Origin of the sequence: Nocardiopsis sp. TNDT3 (assembly GCF_003427465.1) — a bacterium.
In the GTDB taxonomy this organism is placed as follows: domain Bacteria; phylum Actinomycetota; class Actinomycetes; order Streptosporangiales; family Streptosporangiaceae; genus Nocardiopsis; species Nocardiopsis dassonvillei.
Genome location: NZ_QPFC01001239.1, coordinates 1 through 1,287 on the forward strand (window position 1 = coordinate 1; position 1,287 = coordinate 1,287).

Annotated in this window: 1 pseudogene; it reads right to left on the reverse strand. The window is 70.5% G+C overall.

Annotated elements, in window-relative coordinates:
* Positions 1-704, reverse strand: a pseudogene (locus DQW06_RS26310) (GntP family permease); the annotation flags it as partial.
* Positions 705-1,287: the final 583 nt, after the last annotated feature.

Genomic DNA, 1,287 nt, shown 5'->3' on the forward strand with positions numbered 1-1,287 from the left:
GGCACGGCGCCCACGGGTTGCGCGGCGCCGGCGGACTCGTGGGCGCCGACCGCCACCGGGGCGGCCTCGTCCTTGTCCGGGTTCCAGAACCCGACCTTCAGCAGGAGGCCGTAGAGGAACACGGTGAGCACCGCCGTGGCCAGTCCGACACCGAAGCCGTAGAGCAGCATCGTGCCGAGCGGGACGCCCAGCAGACCGGCGATCGACACGGTTCCCAGACCGGGGATCACGAACACGTAGCCGACGAGGATGCCGGTGCTGAGCGCGCCGCCCATCATGCCGACGCCGTTGCGGCCCAGGCCGGGCGCGGCGGAGCGGGCCAGCGGGGCGGCGAGCACGAGCTGCACGTCCACGTAGATGGACGGGAAGATCGTGCTCAGCACGGAGGCGAGCGCGTAGGGGAGCCGTCTGGGACCGAGCAGTCTCAGCAGCAGCTCCACCAGTTTCTGCAGGGCGCCCATGCGGAACAGCAGCGATCCCAACAGGACGCCGAATCCGATGAGCAGCCCGACTTCGGTCATGATGTCGCCGAAGCCCTGGGCGATGGTCGAGATGGTCTTCTCGAACCCCAGCCCGGCCGCGAGTCCCAGGTAGATCGACCCGATCACGAGTGCGATCACCGGCTCGACGCGGGCGGCCAGGATCAGCAGCACCACGCCGATAATCGCTATCGCCGTGTGCGCCACGACCAAGGTGTCAGTCATCTGGCTCTTTTCCGTTCAGACCTGATGGGGGGCGGTGTCAGGCTTCGTGTCACTGAGGCGGACCGCGACCGGTCCGGTCTCTCCACCGCCTGAAGCCGCGCGGAAGCGCGGCCGCCTTGGCGGAAACGCTCGCACATCCGCGGTGGAGCGGCGTGAGCGGGTCCGCCCCGGCGTGCTCCAGGGCCGTATCGCTGGCGCGTTCTCCCGTGGAGAGCCGAAAACGGCGCCGCGCCGCGCGGCGGCGGATGGACGCGTCGCCCTGTGGTCCGCGCCACAGACCAGACCATGCAACACGAAGTCGGTACCGCCGGGTAGGGGCCCGTCTCCATGGGGCTCATAAGCAGCGCTTATACCGGCGCGGCCACCCCGGATGCCGGGCTGTGCCGATGACTCCGGAACGGGCCGCGGCGGTGCTCAGCGCGGCCGAGGACGGCCGGTGGCAGTCCGGTCAACGGCACGGGCGGCGGACGAGAAGCCGCGCGGCGCGGACCGACGTCCCACTCGCCCCGCTCCCACCCCACCGGGAACGCGGAAAGGGGCCCACCTGATGGTGGACCCCTCGCTGACCTGCTATTCCTCTGTC